Source organism: Metamycoplasma buccale, from assembly GCF_046774455.1.
GTDB classification, from domain to species: domain Bacteria; phylum Bacillota_I; class Bacilli_A; order Mycoplasmatales; family Metamycoplasmataceae; genus Metamycoplasma; species Metamycoplasma buccale.
Genome location: NZ_CP177249.1, coordinates 509,969 through 528,487 on the forward strand (window position 1 = coordinate 509,969; position 18,519 = coordinate 528,487).

The 18,519-nt window shown below is 24.6% G+C and carries 19 protein-coding genes and 2 tRNA genes; 10 read left to right on the forward strand and 11 right to left on the reverse strand.

The window, feature by feature from the left end; all coding sequences use genetic code 4:
* Positions 1-123: 123 nt before the first annotated feature.
* Together ACLFP3_RS02300 and ACLFP3_RS02305 are read right to left on the reverse strand one after the other, a co-directional pair.
* A complete protein-coding gene (locus tag ACLFP3_RS02300; protein WP_412031352.1) occupies positions 124-1,848 on the reverse strand; it encodes a S41 family peptidase in 1,725 nt (574 codons plus the stop codon).
* Positions 1,849-1,994: 146 nt separating this feature from the next.
* Positions 1,995-2,070, reverse strand: a tRNA-Thr gene (locus tag ACLFP3_RS02305).
* 142 nt (positions 2,071-2,212) lie between these two features.
* On the opposite strand from ACLFP3_RS02305, the gene ACLFP3_RS02310 reads away from it, so the two are divergent.
* From ACLFP3_RS02310 to ACLFP3_RS02355, 10 genes are all read left to right on the forward strand, one after another.
* Positions 2,213-2,653 carry a division/cell wall cluster transcriptional repressor MraZ gene (locus ACLFP3_RS02310; RefSeq protein ID WP_412031353.1) on the forward strand — a complete coding sequence of 147 codons (441 nt, stop codon included), beginning with the start codon at positions 2,213-2,215 and terminating at the stop codon, positions 2,651-2,653.
* Positions 2,647-3,552, forward strand: a complete 906-nt coding sequence (rsmH, locus tag ACLFP3_RS02315; RefSeq protein ID WP_412031855.1) for a 16S rRNA (cytosine(1402)-N(4))-methyltransferase RsmH — start codon at positions 2,647-2,649, stop codon at positions 3,550-3,552. The genes ACLFP3_RS02310 and rsmH overlap by 7 nt, the downstream gene beginning before the upstream one ends.
* 3 nt (positions 3,553-3,555) lie before the next feature.
* Positions 3,556-4,686, forward strand: coding sequence for a hypothetical protein (locus ACLFP3_RS02320; protein ID WP_412031354.1), 1,131 nt, complete (start codon positions 3,556-3,558; stop codon positions 4,684-4,686).
* A 24-nt stretch (positions 4,687-4,710) separates the two neighbouring features.
* Entirely contained in the window at positions 4,711-5,859 is a 1,149-nt protein-coding gene (gene ftsZ, locus ACLFP3_RS02325) for a cell division protein FtsZ (RefSeq protein ID WP_412031355.1), read from the forward strand.
* Positions 5,860-5,964: 105 nt separating this feature from the next.
* On the forward strand, positions 5,965-6,630 hold the full coding sequence (locus ACLFP3_RS02330; protein WP_412031356.1) for a 16S rRNA (uracil(1498)-N(3))-methyltransferase: 666 nt from the start codon (positions 5,965-5,967) through the stop codon (positions 6,628-6,630).
* A 72-nt stretch (positions 6,631-6,702) separates the two neighbouring features.
* Positions 6,703-7,137 (forward strand): 50S ribosomal protein L13, encoded by a 435-nt coding sequence (gene rplM, locus ACLFP3_RS02335; protein WP_412031357.1) that lies wholly within the window; start codon positions 6,703-6,705, stop codon positions 7,135-7,137.
* A gap of 2 nt (positions 7,138-7,139) precedes the next feature.
* Complete coding sequence (rpsI, locus tag ACLFP3_RS02340; protein WP_412031856.1) at positions 7,140-7,538, forward strand: 30S ribosomal protein S9; 399 nt, start codon at positions 7,140-7,142, stop codon at positions 7,536-7,538.
* Positions 7,539-7,577: 39 nt separating this feature from the next.
* Positions 7,578-7,654 (forward strand) — tRNA-Ile (locus ACLFP3_RS02345).
* A 112-nt stretch (positions 7,655-7,766) separates the two neighbouring features.
* Positions 7,767-8,615: a tRNA pseudouridine(55) synthase TruB gene (gene truB, locus ACLFP3_RS02350; protein WP_412031358.1), complete on the forward strand. Its 849-nt coding sequence runs from the start codon at positions 7,767-7,769 to the stop codon at positions 8,613-8,615.
* Between the two features lie 2 nt (positions 8,616-8,617).
* Positions 8,618-9,421: a YcsE-related riboflavin metabolism phosphatase gene (locus ACLFP3_RS02355; protein WP_412031359.1), complete on the forward strand. Its 804-nt coding sequence runs from the start codon at positions 8,618-8,620 to the stop codon at positions 9,419-9,421.
* Positions 9,422-9,479: 58 nt separating this feature from the next.
* On the opposite strand, the gene rpsO is transcribed toward ACLFP3_RS02355, so the two are convergent.
* From rpsO to dnaG, 9 genes are all read right to left on the reverse strand, one after another.
* The gene (rpsO, locus tag ACLFP3_RS02360) at positions 9,480-9,746 is read right to left on the reverse strand and encodes a 30S ribosomal protein S15 (protein WP_412031360.1); all 267 of its coding nucleotides are present in this window, start codon (positions 9,744-9,746) and stop codon (positions 9,480-9,482) included.
* Positions 9,747-9,864: 118 nt separating this feature from the next.
* Positions 9,865-10,929 (reverse strand): S66 peptidase family protein, encoded by a 1,065-nt coding sequence (locus ACLFP3_RS02365; protein ID WP_412031361.1) that lies wholly within the window; start codon positions 10,927-10,929, stop codon positions 9,865-9,867.
* Between the two features lie 2 nt (positions 10,930-10,931).
* Positions 10,932-11,783 carry an FAD synthase gene (locus ACLFP3_RS02370; protein ID WP_412031362.1) on the reverse strand — a complete coding sequence of 284 codons (852 nt, stop codon included), beginning with the start codon at positions 11,781-11,783 and terminating at the stop codon, positions 10,932-10,934.
* 36 nt (positions 11,784-11,819) lie between these two features.
* Positions 11,820-12,257, reverse strand: a complete 438-nt coding sequence (gene msrB, locus ACLFP3_RS02375) for a peptide-methionine (R)-S-oxide reductase MsrB (RefSeq protein WP_412031363.1) — start codon at positions 12,255-12,257, stop codon at positions 11,820-11,822.
* 28 nt (positions 12,258-12,285) lie between these two features.
* Complete coding sequence (locus tag ACLFP3_RS02380) at positions 12,286-13,008, reverse strand: hypothetical protein (RefSeq protein WP_412031364.1); 723 nt, start codon at positions 13,006-13,008, stop codon at positions 12,286-12,288.
* Between the two features lies 1 nt (position 13,009).
* The gene (locus tag ACLFP3_RS02385) at positions 13,010-13,612 is read right to left on the reverse strand and encodes a hypothetical protein (RefSeq protein WP_412031365.1); all 603 of its coding nucleotides are present in this window, start codon (positions 13,610-13,612) and stop codon (positions 13,010-13,012) included.
* 124 nt (positions 13,613-13,736) lie between these two features.
* Entirely contained in the window at positions 13,737-15,047 is a 1,311-nt protein-coding gene (locus ACLFP3_RS02390; RefSeq protein WP_412031366.1) for a hypothetical protein, read from the reverse strand.
* Positions 15,048-15,158: 111 nt separating this feature from the next.
* Positions 15,159-16,673, reverse strand: coding sequence for an RNA polymerase sigma factor (locus ACLFP3_RS02395; RefSeq protein WP_412031367.1), 1,515 nt, complete (start codon positions 16,671-16,673; stop codon positions 15,159-15,161).
* Between the two features lie 9 nt (positions 16,674-16,682).
* Positions 16,683-18,509, reverse strand: a complete 1,827-nt coding sequence (gene dnaG / locus ACLFP3_RS02400) for a DNA primase (protein WP_412031368.1) — start codon at positions 18,507-18,509, stop codon at positions 16,683-16,685.
* Positions 18,510-18,519: the final 10 nt, after the last annotated feature.

The following is an 18,519-nucleotide window of genomic DNA, read 5'->3' on the forward strand; positions in this document are numbered from 1 at the left end:
TAGTGTTTTTAAGAAAAGATAATTATTTGTAAACTTTAGTATAAATTAAAAGTATTTCAAATTGTAATAAAAAATCAAAAATTAAAAACTCAGATAAGAATATCTGAGTAAAAAATTTGTTTTTTATTGTTTATTATCTTTGTGAATTAAATCAACAAGTTTATCATCATTATAATAATCTTCGTATGGAAGTGTTATATCTGGATCTAAACCTGATTCTATTGGCAATAATTTTCCAGTTTTCTTGTCTTTTAATACTGCTGTATTTGGTGAACTTAAAATAGTAGTAGTTCCATCTTCAAAAACAATAGGAAGAATTGCTGACATACCACCACCAGATCTTTGACCAATTGTTTTTGCTATTCCCATTTCTTTAGCAATACTTACTAATTGATTAGCAGCACTAAAGGTGTTAATTCCTGTGTGTACATATCATTTATATTTAGTGTAAGCATCATTTTCGTATTGACCATTACCATCAGTGTCAACGTCAACACCTCAATTATCTTCTCTTCTATTTAATGTATCATATTCACGATTACGAATAGGTCTATCTGTTAAAAATCCTAAAGCAGCGCTCATTGCTGAAACTTGACCACCACCATTTAATGATAAATCCATAACAACATTTTTGATTTCTGGATGTTTAGATATTTCATTCATTGCATATCTCATTAAAATGTGGGTATCATAATTATATCCATCTGCTTTTTTAATGTCTTCATTTGAGCCTGTTTGGAAAACATCAAAACTAATAATTGCTGTATCGCCTTTATATCTTACAATAGGACGTTTTTTTCCTAATTTTTTTTCTCTTAATTCAACTAGTTTTTTTCTTGTTTCATAAAATCTTGTTCTAAAGTCACCATTATATTTAGCACTTTCGGTAGCGACTTTTTTGTCAACTTTATCATAATATGAATAATTGTTCATTCTTGTATGAAGTTCATCTAATGTTTTATAGAAGAATTTTGTATATGCTTCTGAATAAACTTTTGGATCAGTTGAAAGCATTTTGTCTTGTTCATCTTTAGGAATAAATTTTTTAAAATCATCAATTTTTTTAAAGTCTTTTAATCCATAGAAATAATGCATTACAAAGTAGAAGTGGTTCATTGTTGCTTCTCTTTGTTCTTTGGTAGGTTGTGTATTTTGTAATGGACTTGACTTTCTTATTTTGTTAGTAAGTTCAACATCTCTATCATTTAAAGCAAAATTTACTCCATAAAATTTTTGACCATTGAAATAAATATTGTGATAGTTTAAACTACAAAATAGTGTGTTGAATAGTGAAAAAGGCATCAAAATTTTGCCTTGGTGATATAAGATATCTAAGTTAAATTTACTTAAATTAAAAGTTACACCTTTATTATCATCATTTATACTATGTCCATCAACATCTCTTATATATCTTTCATAATCTGTTACCAATGAAGAGTGTGTGAAACTAAAGAAGTTGGTGCTGTTAACTCAAATAGTATTTTTTTCTCAATTGAGTATCATTTTATTTCCACCAACAGTTAAGGTTGCTTCATTTTTGTTTTTATCAATTTTAACTTTGACATCTGAAGCTTTTAAAAATCCCTCAAGTGCTTTTATTGTTGCTAGCATATCAACATATGGACTTTTGCTATCCTTTTTGTAATATGCAGTAAGTTTTTTTGTTTCGACTTTATAATCAGGATCAGTATTTTCGTAATCATATTCTTGTTTAGTGATCTCTGTTGTATCGTCATTTTGTGGTTTTGATGTTTCACCACATGCCGCTGCTAAAACTGGCATAATAGCAAATGTAGTAACTGGCATAATTGTTGTAGCTAAAATTCTTAGTTTTTTGGAATTTGTCATAAATTAATTGTCTCCTTATAATTTTTATTTTATTCTTCTGCAAAGGACTTTTAACAAAAAATATTGAAAAAAATAGCAAAGATTGTTTACTTTTATTCTTTGCTATTTTTTTGTTTTCAAAACAAATTTTACTAGGTTAATAGATATGGTGCTGACTAGAGGACTTGAACCCCTGACCCATTGATTACGAATCAATTGCTCTACCAACTAAGCTAAGCCAGCATTATTAATTTATTTTATCAAATTTAAGTTTTTTAATATGTTTTGTCTTCCTTACAACACTTTATTAGAAATAAAATAACTAAAAAGTAAAAAAGTGGTAACAAATATGCTAGAATTAGGTTGATAGTGGAAAGAAGTGGAAATGTTTGGAAAATATTATCGCCAAATTGATACCAAGAATAGAATAGTAATTCCTTCGAAACTTTTTAAAGAATTGGGAGATACATTTTATATCACACTTGGTTTCGATAAATCTCTAGTTTTAAGAGCTAAAGAAGAATTTGAAAATCTAAAATTTCGCCTAGAAGAAAATAATGGGCTTAACAAAGATTTTCGTGATTTGTCTAGATATATCTTTGGTAATACTGAAGAAGTTCAACCTGACAAATTGGGTAGAATAACATTGCCTAAACATTTCATTGATAAAATCGCTATCACAAAAGAAGTTGTTTTTATAGGGGTTGGAAATACTTGTGAACTTTTTGCAAAAGAAGTTTATGAACAAAAAGAAAACTTTTATGAAAATGAAGAGAATATTGAAATGCTTACTAAGAAACTATTTGAACAAGGAGTTAAATTATAGAAAAACATATTCCAGTTCTTTTATCTGAAGTTGTTGAACAACTAAAAATTAAAGAAAATGGTATATATGTTGATTTAACGCTTGGAAGAGCGGGGCATAGTAAAGAAATTCTCAAAAAATTAACAACTGGAAAATTAATTTGTTTTGATAAAGATAATCAAGCATTATTAGAAAGTAATGAAATTTTAAAGAATATTAATTCTAACTTTACTTTAATTCATAGTGATTTTAGATACTTATCTAATGAACTTAAAAAACTTGGAATAACTAAAGTTGATGGCATATTAGCTGATTTGGGAGTAAGTAGTCCACAATTAGATGACAAATCTAGAGGATTCTCATATTCTCAAAATTCACCTTTAGATATGAGAATGGATTTATCAAATTCTTTAACTGCTAGTGAAGTAATAAATACATTTTCAGAAGATGAAATTGAAAAAATATTGATTGAAAATGCTGATGTAAAATTTGCTAAACAAGTTGCGAAGGCCATAGTGAAAGCTAGACCAATTAATGACTCTTTTTCATTAAATGAAATTATTAAAAATGCTTTACCAGCAAAAATAGTTAGAGAAAAAAATCCTTCAAAAGCAATTTTTCAAGCTTTAAGAATAAAAGTTAATGATGAATTAAATGCATTAGCAGATCTTTTAAGTCAAGTAGCAAATGTGTTAAATAAAGATGGAAAGTTATTAGTAATTACTTTTCATTCAAAAGAAGACGCAATTGTAAAAAAATATTTTCAAAAGCTTAATTATAAAGATCCAAAACTTAATCGTTTACCAGTAAATGAAACAAAAATGTGACATCAAAAAATTATTTATCCTACTGATAAAGAAATTGAACAAAATAGACGGTCACGAAGTGCCAAATTAAGAGTAATAACAAAATTGGAATAAAAAATGAAAAAAATTATTATCACTACATTAAAGTTTGCAAATAATAAATTAGAAATAGAAGCAGTTGAACAAACTAGTTTCAGTAATTTTGTTATTTACAAAGATAGTGTTAATACTTTGTTTTCAAATTTAAAAGAACTTAAATTATTTGTAAAAAATGCAAAAGAGAATATTGAAAAGCAAATTTTAGGAAGAATTTCTGAAATTATTGTGTTAGTTTCTCGTGACAACTTTACAAAATTGACAATAAATTCATATTTATATCAAAAATCTTTTCTTATAAGAAAAAATGAATCATTAAATGAAGTGAAATATTCTTTAGAAAAGCATATTCAAGAACAATTTAAAATATCAAATAGATTTATTATTGATCAAAAAACACATTCTGAAAACATTATTAAAAATGTTAATAATTCAGTATTAGAAGTAAAAAAAATAATTTCATCATTAGACAATAATGTTGTTAAACAAATCTTCAGTATTTGTTCAGTTAATGATTTAAACATTGCAAAAATTTGCATGTTTGATGAATTACAAAAAATAAATTTTTTAACTTCTTCAAAAAATAATATTTTTATTGAACTTATGGAAGATGCATTCAAAATTAGCTTGTTTTCTGATAAGACAATGCTAAAAATAGAAACTTTTCCTTTTGGTAAAAATTTACTTGATAATGATATTGTTAAAAAAATATCAATGCCTCTTAATGAATCAAACTATTTAACTTCATTAATATTTAATAATGAGATTAATTTAGTTAAGAAATTAATCAAAGAAAACGGTTTACTTAATAAATGTGTTGATGATTTTTATGAATTTTTATTCAAAAAAATAAGCGAATTTCTCCAAAATCTTAATCTTAATCAAATTAAAATTAATCTTTGCAACGAACTTGCTAAAAATGAAGATTTTAAATTTTTGCTTTCTAAAACAATAAATTCTAACCAAGTTTATTTTTTAAACCAAAGTAAAGCAAAAATAAGTAATGAATTAACTCAATTAATTGATACTTTAAACCCTAAAGAAGTTTCAATTGAAAAAACAAGAGAATTTATTACTACTGAAATATTTACTATTGAAAGTAATGTTCTTCAAAATATGAAAATAAATAAAAGGAAACCTTTATTTATATAATATAGTAAGTGAAACGAGGTAAGAATGAGTAATAATGGTTTTGAGTATAATCCTGTTGCACAAATTAAGGTAATAGGAGTTGGTGGTGGTGGAAATAATAGCATTAAAACTTTATTGGGTACGAAGTTAGATGGATTAGAATTTATTATTGCCAATACAGATCGACAAGTTTTGGAGCAATATGACCCTAGTGTAGTTTTACAATTGGGCGATAAAAAAGGTTTAGGTGCTGGTGCACGTCCTGAAGTAGGCCGCGAGGCAGCTTTAGCAAGTGCTGATGAAATTAAAAACCGTTTAAAGGGTGCTAATTTAGTAATTATCACTGCCGGAATGGGCGGAGGAACTGGCACTGGTGCTAGTCCTGTAATTGCAAAAATTGCTAAAGAATGTGGCGCATTAGTTGTTGCCATTATTACTACACCTTTTGATTTTGAAGGACCAAAACGCTCAAAAATTGCTCAACAAGGAATTGAAGAAATTGTTAAAGTTGTTGATTCTTATATTGTAATTTCAAATAATAAATTGTTAAAACAATATGGAAATATTTCATTTAATGATGCTTTTACTTGTGCCAATAATGTTTTAAAACAAACAATTAGAACATTGGTAGATGTAATAGCAGTTCCAGGAGTTATTAATTTAGACTTTGCTGATTTAGAAACCATTATTAAAGATAGTGGTGAAGCTGTTGTTGGTATAGGAACCGCATCAGGTGATGATAGAGCAACAAAAGCAATTACTAGTGCTATTAGTAGTCCAATTCTAGAATCAAGCATTGTTGGTGCTAAAGATGCAATCGTTTACTTTGTGGCAAGCAGTCAAGTAACCTTGAATGAAATTCAAGGAGCACTAAATGCAATGCGTGGACTTGTAGGAGAGGATATTAATATTATTTTTGGTTTAACAGATATTGTTTCAGAAGAGAGCAATAAATTAGGAGAAATTTACGTTTCTGTTATTGCTACTGGTCTTCGTAAAGGAGCCCCAAAAGACACTGATGCCATTCAAAAAGAAATTGCTGAAGGCATAAAAAACAGTGATATAGAATATGAGAACGAACGAACTAGAGAATTTTTAGTACAAAACGGACCTTATATTCCTAATGATTTCTCTTCTAATAAAAGAGAAAACAATTACAGTGAAGATATGGCAGAAATTTTTAAGAAAATTTAGATGATGTTAGAAATTTAAATCCTTAAATATAACTATATTTTACTAAGGAGCTTTTGCTCCTTTTTTTATTTTTGTTTAATTATATAATTTATAATTTTTCTAATTATGTATAAATTTTTTTGCAATAAAAAAGAAGATAACCATTTTGTTTTAAACCATGAATTACAAATGCATTTTAAAGTTGCTAGAATAAAAAATGAAGAATTTTTAATTAATTATCAAAATGAATTTTATAAATGTATTTATATTTTTCCAGATCGAGCATTAATTTTAGAAAAAACTAATATTGATAATGAATACCCATTTAAAATATATGTTGCTTTACCATTAATTAAACAAAGTAATTTTGAAATAGCTTTACAAAAAATAACAGAATTAGGAGTTAGTGAAATTTACCCTTTTGTTTCACAATATACAGACAAAACTAACTTAAAAATATTGGATAAAAAAGAAAGATATTTAAAAATAATAAAAGAAGCAGCACAACAATCATTTAGAAATAAAATTCCTATTTTACATGAACTCAAATCATTTGATGAAATTATTTCTTTACCAATTGATAATAAATTTTTAGCATATGAAAAAGTAAAAAATTTACCATTAACAGATATTCAAAAAGATATTTTATTTATAGTTGGCCCAGAAGGTGGCTTTAATTTATTAGAAATTAAAAAAGCAAAAGAAAAAAATGTTAAAATAGTTTCATTGACCAAGAGTATTTTACGTGCTGAAACAGCAATAATTTATATGCTAAGTAGATTAAAAATTTAATATAAATAATATGTATTTATGTTATAATGCTTAAGCATTTATATTTTTAATTATAGAAAAGGATAAGAAAGTATGCGTCAAACGACAATTATTAAAAAAGAATTAGTTGACAAAAAATGATACATCATTGATGCAAAAAACGTACCCTTAGGTAGACTTTCAACACTTGTAGCTTCAACTTTAAGAGGTAAAACTAAACCATCATTTACACCAAATGTGGACATGGGCGACAATGTAGTTGTTATTAACGCAAAAGATGTACTTTTAACAGCTAAAAAAGATGAAAATAAAATTTATTATCACCATACAGGATACCCTGGTGGGTTAAAACAAATTAAAGCTAAGGATCTAAGAGTTAAACACCCTGAAGCATTAGTAGAAAAGGCAGTAAAAGGAATGCTACCACGTACTGCATTGGGACGTAAGCAATTTAAAAACTTATTTGTTTATGCTACTGAAGAACACAAACAACAAGCACAACAACCAATGAAATTGGAGGTTAAATAATAATAACTGAAAAAGTTAGATATTATGGTTTGGGACGTCGTAAATCATCAATAGCTAGAGTTTATATTGTTCCAGGAAAAGGCTTATTTACTATTAATACTAAAGAAGCAAAACAATATTTAAATTCAGATATTTTAATAAAAGATGCCTTAAGCCCTTTTGTTGTTACAGAAACAGTAAACAAATTTGATATTATTGCCAATGTTAATGGTGGTGGATTAACTGGACAAGCTGGTGCTATTAGATTAGGTATTGCCCGTGCATTATTAGAAGCTTCAAACAACGAATATCGTAATAAATTAAAAGATGCTGGATTCTTGACAAGAGATGCCCGTGTTAAAGAACGTAAGAAATTCGGATTAAGAAAAGCAAGAAGAGCAAGACAATTCTCAAAACGTTAATTTATAATAAAATAAAAATAGCAGGTTTCCTGCTTTTATGCGAGCGTAGCTCAGCTGGTTAGAGCACACGACTGATAATCGTGAGGTCGATGGTTCAAGTCCATTCGTTCGCACCATTTCAAGAAATTGACTATAAAAAGAACACTAGTTATGTGTTCTTTTTATTTTTTCATTTTAATTAAATACTAAAAATTTAATATGATAATATTACTCATGCGGAGTTAAAATATGTTTTTTAAATTAAGTAAACCAAGAGGAATTTCCAGTTTTATTGCTATAAAAAAATTTGCTAAAGAATTAAATATCAAAAAAATTGGGCATGCTGGAACATTAGATCCACTTGCAGAAGGATTATTAATTGTTGCCACTGACTTTGACACAAAATTATTATCTTTCATAACTCATGATGATAAAGAATATTATGTTAAAGCTTATTTAAATAAAAGTAGTGCTAGTTTTGACGAAGGAACAGAAATACGAAATTTAGAGAATAAGCATATTAAAGAAAGCGAATTAAAAGATGCTTTAGAATATATAAAAAATCAAGAAAAGCAAACTCCTCCTATTTTTAGCGCTAAAAAAATAAATGGTGTAAGAAGCTATAAGTTAGCAAGAGAAAACAGAGAAATTACATTAAAAGACCAAAAAATTAAAATTCATTGAATTAACCTAATTCAATTTGATTATGAAGAGCAAAGTTTTACTGTTGAAATTAAAGTATCAAAAGGCACTTATATTAGAAGTTTAATTCATGATATTGGTATTTATTTAAATACTGATGCTTGTGTAAATATTTTAAAACGTACAAAAATAGGCAGCATTTCTTTAGAAAATATTAAAAAATATTCTGAAATTACAAATTTGCATGAACTTTTTAATGTATCATTTTACATGCTAGATAAAAGCAATTTAGCTCTAATAGAAAAAAATAATTCAATGCAATTAGTGAAATTAATTGCACCTAAACAAAATACTTTTATTACATATAAAAATAAAATAATGGGATACATTTTAGTAGAAGATGAGAAGATAAAACTTATCAAAATTTTTTCTAACCGAGTTAATGAAGTGAGGTAAAAATGATTAAATATAAAGTTATAGTTTTTGATGTTGATGGAACATTGCTTCCTTTTGGAGTAGATGAACTTACACCTAGAATGAAAGAAATGTTTGAAAAATTAAAAGCAAATGGTTATATTAATGTTTTATGCTCTGGAAGAGATATTTTCACAATAGGAAAGCAAATAAACAATCCTTATGTAGATTATTTTATTGGAGCTAATGGAACATTTATTTTGGATTTAAAAACTAATCAATATGTTTTTGAAAGAACAATAAAATACCAAGATTACCTTAAATTTTATGAATATGCAATAGAAAACCACTTACCTTTTTCATTTGTAGGTGATAAATTTGGTTATTACAATAATCTATTCAATATTGATCATTGATTTTACCGCCCTTATAAAGATAAATTTATTTCAGTAGAAGATTTTGAAAAACATAATGATAAAAATTATTTAATAACTGTTACTTCAAATGAACCAAATGTTTTAGCACAAAAATTGACTCGTTTTTTTGAAGATAATAAACTTGATTTATGAGTTTTAGCTCAGTGAGAAGGAGGACTATTTATTTCAGCAAAAGGAATAACAAAAGCAATAGGTTTAGAAGTTTTGGCCAAAATTTTAAATTGTACTCTTGAAGAAATGGTGGCATTTGGAGATAGCGGTAATGATATAGAAATGCTAGAATCAGTTGGTTTAGGCATTGCTATGGGAAATGGTGAAGATAATACTAAAACTGTAGCTAAGGAAATATGTTTACCCGTTACAGAAGATGGTCCTTATTTTAAATTAAGAGAGAAAGGATTTTATAACTAAAATTAAAAATAAAAATTCAAGACAACTTTTGTACTTGAATTTTTTTATTATTTAAATATTATTTCCTAATATTTAATGTTTTAATTGTTTCTAAATAAACTGGATAGTCAGTCATTTTTAAGTGATTTAATAAAGCTTTACGTAAATTAACTTTAGCAATAAAACCACGCATTGAATGTAAATCATTTTTGTTTTTTTCAAAATGTTTTTTTAATGATTCGATATCTTCTGTTAGGATAGCTATTTGTACTGGTAAATAACCTGTGTCTTTAGGATTTCTACCATATTTTTTTGTTAATTCGGCTTTCTTTTCTTTTGAAACCATTTATATATTCCTTTCATAACCTAGCAATAATCTTAATTATTACCAAGATATAATTTTTTAAATCAATACAAATTATAACTTATTTTAAAAAAATAAAATTGTTCTTAATTTAATATTTTTAACCAAAAAGACCATAAGGTAAAATAATTTTTTTTGTGTCTAAATTAATTTTAATTTTTCTACAATAAGGCAAAATAATATGTGGTAAAGCATGACCAAAGTTTAAGTTATAAATAATTGGTAAATTATATTCTTTAGTTTCTTCTAATAAAATTTCTTTATATTCTTCATAATATGTTTCATCGATTGGTTTTCCCACAATTAAACCTTTTATTACTTTAAAAACACCCATTTCTTTAAAACTTTTTATCATTCTTTTGTATAAGTCTATTGAACTTTTAGTTTCTGCAGTTTCTATAAACATTATTTTATTTTTTCAATTTTTAATCTTAGGAAATATTGAGTATTTTTCAAATATTTCTTTTTTATCAATTGAAGCATTTATATCAATTATTGAATATAGACTTTCAAGACATCCTCCCAAAAGTTTTCCTGATATTATTCCATCTCCTCTTAATATTTGAAAACCTTTATTATCAATATGAGAAATTCTAGGTATTCCTATTTGTGCTTCGGAATAATCTTTTCTATCTTCATATCAAATATTACTTGAAGTAATTTCTAATTTCTTTTGTTTAGTAAATAAATTTTCAATATTTTTCTTTGTAAAAGGCAAAATATTTCCTTCGTGCTCGGCAAAATCGACTAAAAAGTTAATACCATAATATGTTTTTAAGCCAATTTTATTGAAAAATAAATGATTAATAGTGGAATCTGAATAACCTAAAAAAATTTTTGGATGTCTTTTTACGTATGAAATAAAATGTTTATCTTCAAAAAGATAAGGTAATACTTTATAAGTATCAAAACCCCCGATAGCACATAAAATTGCTTTAATACTATGATTATAAAAAGCCATTTTTAAATCATTGGCTCTACCTTCGGGGTTATTTTCAATAAAACTTATTCCTTTTAAAGAATTGGGCATAAAAATAGGTTTTAAGCCCAATTCTTTAATATTTTTTATTCCTAGCTCTCTTTGCTTTGTTAAATATTTTTCTCCTAAAATACCTGAAGATAAACTAACAATAGCAATTTGATCACCTTTTTTAAGATGTTTCATAGTTATTTTACCTTTCTTGAGAAATATGATATTGCTTCATTAACATCATTATCATAAATATTATTATCTTCTTCTGCTGATATATTTCTTAATAAATCCTCAAACTCAATAAATACTTCTTCATATTTTGAAGGAGCAATTTCTAAATCTAATAAATATATTTGGCAATTATCATTCTTATTTTTATTAATTAAACAAAGTCCATGATATTCATAATTTTTAATTACAACGTTTACTAAATAAATTCCGGATTTTAACCTTGTTAAATTATTTGGATATTCAAAATTAAATTTATTTAAGTTGATAATAAAACTATATTTTTCTATCAATATGCTATTAATTGTTTTAATATCACCTTCTTCAATTAATTCATTAATTAAGGTTGATGAAATTTTTCTTTTATTTATCTTTTTTTCAGAAGTTACTATTAATGAAAAATGTTTCTTTAGCAAATTAGGATTTCCTTCTTTATTAAAACCGAATCTAAAGTCTGGTCCGCATATTACATTAGTAACATTAATTTCTTTTAATTTATCTATAAATTCTTTAGCTTCAATATTTTTAATTTCGTTGTTAAAATCTATAATAAAAATATAGTCAAATTCTAAGTTTAACAAAGTGTATAATCTCACTTTTAGTTGAAAAGCTTTTTTATTTAAAATTTCTCCTTTTTTAATAGGATTTTTAAATATAATAATTGCTGTTTTTAAATTAGGATTTTGAATTTTTAATGATTTGGCTTCTTTAATTAGTAAATAGTGTCCTAAATGCAAAGTTTCAAAAGATCCTAAGCACATAACTAGAGGATCATTTATTTCTATTTTTTTATTAAGATCTCAATTAAAAATTTTCATAGTTTAATTTTACTAAATTAATAAAAGATGATTTTTCTATTTTTTATCAAACAAGATTTTATATTTACCATAGCCTTCTTTTTCTAAATCATTTTTTGGAATAAATTTTAAAGAAGCGGAGTTAATACAATATCTAAGACCACCTTTTTCTTTTGGCCCATCATTAAATACATGTCCTAAATGTGAGTTGGCATTTTTGCTTTTAACTTCTACTCTAATCATATTATGCGAATAATCATTTAATTTAACAATGTCTTCATTATTAATTGGTCTACTAAAAGCAGGTCAACCACAACCCGAATCATATTTATCTTCTGATTTAAATAAAGGAGTGCCATCAACTATATCGACATATATTCCTTCTTCAAAATGTTTATCATATTGATTTGAAAAGGGTTCTTCAGTAAAACCTTCTTGTGTTACTTTATATTGCAATTCTGTTAAAGAATCTAGATTTTTCTTCTTATTTTCCATGTTTATTTTCCTCTTGTATATTTTATTTTTAATCAAAATAAGGATTTGAATTATTTATTATTTTAAATAAAAATATTCTTAATAATGATAATTCATCATAAGTCGATATTTTTTTATTATTGACATATACATTATCAATATTTTTGAACATAAAATAATTCAATTTGTATGCTTGAAATTTGTTTTTCTTAAAACAAAAATTTTTAATTTTAGTTAGATCAAATTTTTTATAGGGACTATTTTTTTGACCTTTAAATTCAATAATTATTTTTTCGTTTAATGTTTTAATAAAATCATTATTTGATGAATCATTATTTTGTTCTTTAAAGTATGGAGTTTCCAATCTATCGACAATATCTATTAATTGAACCATATTTTTATGAACATTTAATCTTAATGATTTGGATAATATTAATAAAATTGACATAGGAAACAAAATGTTTATTAAAAAAGAAAGGTATCTAAAAATATAATTTATCCCTAAATCAATTCTTATCATAGTTATTCCAAATAAATAATTTGATAAAAAAAGTGGGATCATTAACAAACAATATCAACCGCCATTAATTAAAAATAATTTTTTAAAAAATTTTTTAGAAATAGCTAATTTATTTTTTTCTAAAAAATCAATTGCTTCCATAGTAAAAAACATAATTTTATCAAAGATTATCTTTTTAAAAAATAATGTTCATAGTATTGAAAATAATATTATTACCGCTCATAATGAATAAATAAAGATTTTTCAATTCATTTTATTGTTCCTCTCTAAAATTTTCAATAATTAAATATCGTAAATAACTAATCTGTTCTTTATCAAGATATTCTTTTTTTAATTTTAATTTCAATGGTTCGCTACATAAAAATAAATCAATAAATTCTACTTTTTCATTAAAAGAAGTTTTCTTTTCTAAAATTGCTTTTAATTTCTTGAAATTAGGAAATATAACTGGTAAAACTTTTCTATCTTCTTGCATATAAATAATTTTTATTTTTTTAGTTTCAACATATTTTTTTACTATCTGAAATTTTTCATCTTTTAAATTTATATTATCTATATTTAAAAAATATGGTTCAAATTTATTTTGTTTAATTGAATTAATGTAAATGTTATATTTCTTTCTTAATTTGGATGTTTTTAATAATATGTCTATTGTTAAAATAGAAATAGTTATTAAAATCATAATTGATATAATTAAATTTGCAATTAGTATTTCAATATAAAATTTTTCGCTATAAACATAGCTATCTAAAAAAACAAACAGGAATATAAAAACTATATCAATAATGAATGCTAATAAAATGAATATATTAGAAATTTTTCATTTTTTAAAATATTTATTTAAATTTAAATTCACATATAATTTGCTTTTTAAAAAATAATTTACATTATTAAAATAGAATGAAATATATCTAATATTAAAATAAAACATTATGCCAATGAAATGCATAATTACTATAATAATAGGTAAAAATATCATTTTAACCTAAATTATCAATTAGTATTTTGTTTGGCAGTGTTTTAATATATCATTCTTTTAATTTTGAATTATAAACTTTTGTTAAACCTAATAAATTTAATTTAATTTTCGAATAAGATAATAATTCTTCTAATGTAAAAATCTCTTGAGTTTTCAAGTTTTTAAATTTCATATTTTTTCCACCGACACCGCCTTCATTATAAGGTCCGGTTTGTTTAGTTTCATCTACAACACTTCATTTTATATGTTCAATATTTTTTAAGTAGTTATTTATTTCAATTGTTTTTTTATATATAATTTTTTGATTTTTAATTGTGTTTTTCATTTCTTCTACAGAATCTATACAGGATTTAATATCAAATGACGCACCTATAAATGAATATATAGCGCTTGATACTCCAGTCCATACCTTTGTAGGAAATTTATAACTTAATAAATCTTGCATAGCTCCTAACATAGAAATTCCTAGCCCTAAAGAATCAACTATTCCAAATTTAGTAAATTGTAATTCTTCAAACATTTTTATGTTTTCAATTATTTTTTTAACTTTCAAACCTAAGTCATGAATTGATCTTTGTAATCACGCTGCTACAATACCACAAACTGCCGTTGCAACACTAAATGTAGTTGCAATTGGAATAAGTGCTGGGCAAAAAAGTGACGCTATTGAAAATGCTCCAGCAGAAATACCAAAAGTTGCAGACAAACCTATGATTATACTTCTTGCTTGTTGTAACTTTTTAATTCTTTCTTCAACTGGTAATAATTCATTTTTCATTATCGATAAAAGTTTAGTATATTCTTTAAATTCATACTCAACAGTTTTTGAATTTATTCCATCTAGATTTATTTCACCAACTTCTGTTTTAAATCTTTTGTAGTATGAATAACCAATTTCTTTTAATTCTTTTAATTCCTTTTTGAATTCCTTTTTGGTTTTAACTAAATTTTTATAAAAATTTGTATAGAATTTTTCGGTTTCATTTTCTAATTTTTCATTATTAAGCAATTCTTTTATGTTTTTATAATATTGAGGAAATTTTATAGAAATTTTGTTTAATAATTCTTTAAAAAAGTTTTTTATTCTCTTGTCATTATTACTTTTAAATTTTTCTAAAATTTTTCTTGATGAATCACTTTGTTTATTAAATACATCGTTAAGATTTATATTGTATTTTTTAGCTTCATTCTCAATAAAATTCAATAAATCCTTATGATTTTCATAGTCATTATAATTGACTACATTTTTTATAACTTTCGAAATTTTTGTTTCAATATTCTCAATTGTTTTGATTTCATTTAAAACTAACATATTCTTTATTCTCTCTCTTTATTAATTATTTGATATTAATTTTATTTTAGTACAAAATTTAAGTGTTTCAAATATTTTAATTTTAGTAATAAAAAAAGAAAAAGACTATTGCTAGTCTAAATCGTAACTTTCATTTAAGAAAAATTCTTTTAATTTCTTTCTTTTTTGTGGGTGTTTTAGTTTTCTAATAATTTTTGTTTCTAATTGTCTCACTTTTTCTTTAGTAATACCCATTTCTTTAGCAAGTTCATCTAAAGTATGTGGGCGATATTTATTACCATTAGCATCTTGGCCAATTCCATAACGTTTTCTAATCAAAATATTATCTGCAGGATCTAAACTATTTTCCAACATTTCGTTTAGGATAATTCCCAATTCTTGTTGACTTGCATAATCAGTTGGACTAACTACGGTTTCATCTTTAACAAAATCTGAAAAACTAGAATTTTCTTCTTTTCCAATATTTTTATCTAAACTAATGGGGTCAACATTAATTTTTCTAATATATCTTACTTTTTCTCCAGTAAAATCACCACCATATTTTTTGGCAATTTCATCATCACTTGGTGGATATCCTAATTCTTGTTGTAATTCTCTTTCTATTTTTAAAATCTTATTAATGGTTTCCACCATGTGAACTGGTACTCTTATTGTTCTTGCTTGGTCTGCTACAGCTCTTGTAATTGCTTGTCTAATTCATCAAGTAGCATAGGTTGAAAATTTAAATCCCTTATGATAATCATATTTAGAAACAGCTTTCATAATCCCTGAGTTACCTTCAGAAATTAAATCAATAAAACTAAGACCACGGTTTTTATATCTTTTTGCATTATTAATTACTAATCTTAAATTTCTTTTAACTAGCATATCTCTAGCTCTTTTATAACGATAATAATTATTTGCATTTTGCGCTTGTTCCATTTTTATAGCTAAATCTTTTTCTTCTTTAGGAGTTAAAAGCTTTCCATATTTTCCAATTCAACGCATGTATCATTTAACAATATCGTTAGTTTCAGTTAACTTATTAGCTAAAGCATTTTCTTCTTTTAAAGTAAGTTGTTGGTCATCTAATTTAATTTCATAAGTGTCGTATTCTTTTAACAAACTTTCTGCTTCGAATTCATCACCTTCTTCAATATCTGGGTGAATTTCTTTAATATATTGGTCATCATCAGATTCTAAATCTTCGTCATCTAAATCAGATACATCACTATCATCATCATGATGTTTGATACTATCATCATATTCAGAATCGACATCTAAATCTTCATCATCTACTTCTTCGTCTTCTAGTTCTTTTAATTGACTTTCATCAAACTCTTCATCATCTTTAATTTCATCTACTGAATCAGAATCTTTTTTTTGAATTGCATCAAAAAAAGCAGTTTCATCTACATCTTCATCATCACCAAAATCAACATCCATTCCTAAAATACCTTCATCCATTAGTCTTTCGAACATGGCATCAGTATCTTCATCTTCAACTGATATTTTCTTTTTGTCAAGTAATGAAAATATTTCTTCTTGAGTAAAAGAAGTTTTATTTTTATTTTTTTTCTTTGCTTTAGCGAGTTCCTCTTTAATCTCATTAATTACAATATCAAGTGATTTATCTTTTATTTCCATATTTCCTCATTATTTTGTTAAAAGTTCTTTATGTTCATATGCTCTATCTTCAGTTATTGAGTTGATTTTTCTATCAAATTCTTCTTGGGTTAAAATTTTGTTAAAATTTCCTATTTTAGTGAGCAAATTTAAATAAATGTTTTTTGTATCGTTATCTAAATTTTGGTCTTTTTTTATTATTGTTACTAAATTAACCTCACTAATACTAGATTTATCAAGTTTTAAAGTATAACATATTAATTTTTTAATGTTTAAAGTTTCTTCATTATCATCTGGTAATTTAATAAAATCTTCGTCTTTTCATTTATTTAAATAAGTGGGTTGATTTAATATTGTTTTAAGAATAAGATTAGAAAGAAGATTTCTACCAATAATATTTCTCATTTGTTCTTGACTTTTTCAGTTAAGATTTACATTATTTTCATGTCATAAGGGTGACTCAATAATTGGGATATTTTCATTATTAACATTGTTATAAGCTTTTGTTTTTTTGTTATTGTTATATTGACTATTTTTAAAATTAGGATCACTAGGAAAATTTGGTTTTTTAAATTTTTCTTCTAATGTTCTATATAGATTTTCATCCAAAATTTTATTAGTAAGTAATTTGTTTTTGAAAAATGCTTGGTTAACATCATTTAAATAGTAAATAAATTCAAACATTTTTTGATAGATTAAATTTTGCTTTTCTATGCTTAAGGAACTATTTTTATACTTTAGAATATATTCATTTTCTAAATATTTAACCAAATCAATTTTTTCATTAATTATTTTTGTTAAGGTTATGCCTTTATCTAAGTTATAAAGTTCATCGGGATCTTTATTTAAAGTATTTATAACAAAATTTATTTCAATATTAAATTCTTTAGCATGACTTAAAATTATTTTTAAATTTTTATTTGTAGCATTTATTCCAGCCTCATCATTATCAAAAAATAAAATTATTTTATTATTTTTTAATAAAAGCAAATGTTTTTTAGTAAAACTAGTACCCATTAATGCAATAACATTTTTAAAATTAGCTTTATGTAAGGCTATGCAATCAAATTGCCCTTCTACTAAATAAACTTCTTTAGTTTGATTTATATAAGGTTTAGCATTATAAAAATTAAAAAAAGTTTCGGCTTTTTTAAAAATTGCAGTTTCTGAGGAATTTAAATATTTATTAGAACTCTTATTTGTAATATCCCTACCAGAGAAAGCAATAATTTCTCCAGTTTCATTTTTAATGGGAAACATTAATCTATTATTAAAAAAATTAACATCATGATTACTATGACTTATTAAAGAAGAATTTGTAATAGCAAAATCATTGAATCCATGTTGTTTTAAATATGAATATACACTTAAAGTTTCACTAGCAAATCCTATTTCAAATTCTTTTATTAATTTTTTATTCAAATTTCTCTTATCAATAAATTCCTTTAAACTTTTATCTTTTGAGGTAATTAATTGATATTGAAAATAATCATTAACTGTTTTATTAATATCTAAAAGTCATATCTCTTCTTGACTTAAATTACTATTATTTTCATAAATTTTAAGATATGAACTAATATCGATATTAACCTTAGTAGCCAAAATCTTCAATGCTTCTAGTGAAGAAATATTCTTAATATATTCAATAAATTTTAAAGCATTACCACTTTTTCCACATCCAAAGCATTTAAAAATTCCTTTTTCTGGGCTTACCATAAAAGAGGGGGTTTTTTCACCATGAAAGGGACAACATGCCCTAAAATTTTTACCTTGTTTTGATAAGGAAACATACTCTGAAATAACATTAATAATATCTGTTTTACTTAAAACTTCTTCTCAAATATTTTTACTATCCATTTATTTCCTA